A 2,666-nucleotide genomic window follows, 5' to 3' on the forward strand; every position below is an offset into this window, starting at 1 on the left:
GTTTCTCTCATATTGCATGAATATTAATCGCCTTATGATTTCGGACCTGTCATAAATGTCGCCTACAGCTATTCCAAATGCAAATTCACCATAATCTTCAGGAGAACCGATACCATAAATGCAACTAACACTACTAACAACAATTACATCATCCCGTGAAAGCAGTGATTGAGTTGCGGAATGTCTCATTATGTCAATATCATCATTGATTGAAGCTTCCTTATCGATGAATGTGTCTGTTCTTGGCACGTAAGCCTCAGGCTGGTAATAGTCATAGTAACTGACAAAATACTCAACTGCATTGTCTGGGAAAAACTCCTTGAATTCCTCATACAATTGTGCCGCTAAGGTTTTGTTGTGAGATATGACAAGAGTTGGCTTTTGAACCTTTTCTATGACATTTGCCATTGTGAAAGTCTTACCCGAACCTGTCACTCCCAAAAGAGTCTGTTCTTTAACTCCATTTTTTATGCCTTCGGCTAGCGAATTAATGGCTTTAGGTTGATCGCCCAGTGGTTTGTAGGGCGATTTGAGTTTGAATTCTTTCATAAAAATCTAATTTGTAATTGAAACATTGAAGCTAATGTGAATATAGTTAGGTGCACAGCATGGAACTACCTTTTCATCCCTGACTGTAAATTCACCCAGATGGTTAAATTTCTTTTTCAAGTCATTTTTAATGTCTGATACAACATCTTCATTGTGTACTCTTAGAGACCCTAAAAATACTGTTTTTGCTGCCATATTCATGACAGAAATAGTTTCCACAACATCAATTTCATTGTATTTTTTCAATATAGTGTTGGAACCGTCAAGAAGTTCCTTTTTGATTGCTTCCTTATCCATTTTAATCCCTTAATGCATCAGCTATGCTTTTAGCTATAGATACACGTGAAGTGTCAGATGAAAGACTGTTTGTACCGATTATCTTATTTGCACCGGCCGCATAGATTCTGGTTGCACCATTATTGGTCAAGATTGGATGAACGCAACATACATCTACAGATTTTGCACCATACTGTTTTAGGATGTTTATAGCATTTACGATGGTTCCTCCGGTTGCGATGATGTCATCAACGATGACCGCATGCATGCCTTTTACGGAATCCACATTTACAGTATTTTCGCTTTCACTGTCACATCTAACATCAACAATTTTGGTTTCAACCTTGTCCGGTCCAAGACGTACTTTGGTTAGATATGTGCAGTCACAACCAATGATTTCAGATATTTCCTGAGCAAAACCATAAGCACCTTTATCCGGAGCAATGATTAATGGTTTATCATCAGCTTTTCTGAAGAATTTCTTGTCCAAGTATTCTGCAATTGCAGGCATTGCTGAGATGTTTCTTGCCGGAATGTCAAAGAAGTTCAATACACATTCCTCATGGATGTTAAATGTAATGAACTCATCGGCACCTGCAGATTGAATCAAATTACAAATAATCTGAGCAGAAATTGTTTCACCTGGATTGAAACGTTTTTCCTGTCTTGCATATCCCATGTATGGAACTACAACCCTAACCTTTTTAGCCCCTAAATCCTTTAGGTTGGCTATAATAAAGAGCAATTCCATTAGATTTTCATCCTGAGGATATCCAGTTGACTGGATTACTGTTACCTCATCAGGGATGTCTGCATCGATTCTTAAATACCTTTCTCCATCTGGAAACTTGCGAGTTTCAACATAAACTAATTCTTCTCCAAGTTCACGTGCAACATGAGCTGCCAAATCTTGTGAAGCTGAACCACCTATAATCACATTATCACCAAAAAATTTTATGATTTAATCTATGTTTTTCGTCGTTAAAAAAGTTAAGTATTTATATTTAAAGATGATAATATCAAAGATTATGAAAACATCAAGTAAAATATTAGGAGTAATTGTTTTAATAGTCGTAGCATTATTAATCTTTACAACCGTTAGTCCTATTCTAATTCTTGCAGAGGATACCACCGAAGGAACCCCAGGTGTTGATATGGCAGCAAGTTTTAGTCCTTTAGCCGGTGGTTTCAGTTGGGTTTATCCCGGAAGCTCATACAATGCAAACGGAGAGACACTCCACAACATCCATTTGATTGATCCTGACAATCCATATGGAGCTGCACGTGAAATCATAAGCTATACCTACAGCTATACACCACATCTAATTGTCAGCGTTAACGAACAGGCTGCAGAGGCAATATTCGGCCTTGGACTTGTAGACAACATCCGTGCAAACGATGCTTATAACGGTTATGGAGGCTCAAATGTTCAAGGAACAATGTCCAGAGGAGATGCAGTAAGCACTGCAATGGCTGGCGGTACCTTCAACCCATTTGAGATTCCAGTACAACTTTTAATGGGAAACATTAAATTTTATGTAGTTTAATTTCCCTTTTTCCCTTTTTTTAATGAAACATAACGTAAAATGAGAGCGCCACACCAACCAATGAGATTACCATCTGAATCAGCCCATGCTTTCTCAATGTTGGGTGTCTTGACTGGACCAGGAAAAACGGCATGAAAAATCCGAAAAACGTGAATGTGGCAACAATATTGTTTTTTGTAAACAGACTAACGAAAAATCCGCTCCAGGATAGAAAAATAGTTGCAATATAGGATGCTATGATTGCTTTTTTGTTAACCTGCAATTGCTGGGAATTGTAAACATAAACCTGTTTTG

5 protein-coding genes are annotated in these 2,666 nt (G+C 37.7%); 1 reads left to right on the plus strand and 4 read right to left on the minus strand.

Annotation, left to right across the window (positions count from 1 at the left end; all coding sequences use genetic code 11):
- From ACKI32_RS05635 to ACKI32_RS05645, 3 genes are all read right to left on the minus strand, one after another.
- A partial coding sequence (locus ACKI32_RS05635) for a DEAD/DEAH box helicase family protein (RefSeq protein WP_407414362.1) occupies positions 1–549 on the minus strand: 549 nt, incomplete at its 3' end.
- Between the two features lie 6 nt (positions 550–555).
- Positions 556–846: a hypothetical protein gene (locus ACKI32_RS05640; protein ID WP_407414364.1), complete on the minus strand. Its 291-nt coding sequence runs from the start codon at positions 844–846 to the stop codon at positions 556–558.
- 1 nt (position 847) lies between these two features.
- The gene (locus ACKI32_RS05645) at positions 848–1,762 is read right to left on the minus strand and encodes a ribose-phosphate diphosphokinase (RefSeq protein ID WP_407414366.1); all 915 of its coding nucleotides are present in this window, start codon (positions 1,760–1,762) and stop codon (positions 848–850) included.
- 91 nt (positions 1,763–1,853) lie between these two features.
- On the opposite strand from ACKI32_RS05645, the gene ACKI32_RS05650 reads away from it, so the two are divergent.
- Positions 1,854–2,372: a hypothetical protein gene (locus ACKI32_RS05650; RefSeq protein ID WP_407414368.1), complete on the plus strand. Its 519-nt coding sequence runs from the start codon at positions 1,854–1,856 to the stop codon at positions 2,370–2,372.
- 19 nt (positions 2,373–2,391) lie between these two features.
- On the opposite strand, the gene ACKI32_RS05655 is transcribed toward ACKI32_RS05650, so the two are convergent.
- Positions 2,392–2,666 (minus strand): hypothetical protein (locus ACKI32_RS05655; protein ID WP_407414370.1); only part of this gene is annotated, 275 nt, incomplete at its 5' end.

Origin of the sequence: Methanobrevibacter sp. (assembly GCF_045611865.1) — an archaeon.
In the GTDB taxonomy this organism is placed as follows: Archaea; Methanobacteriota; Methanobacteria; order Methanobacteriales; family Methanobacteriaceae; genus Methanocatella.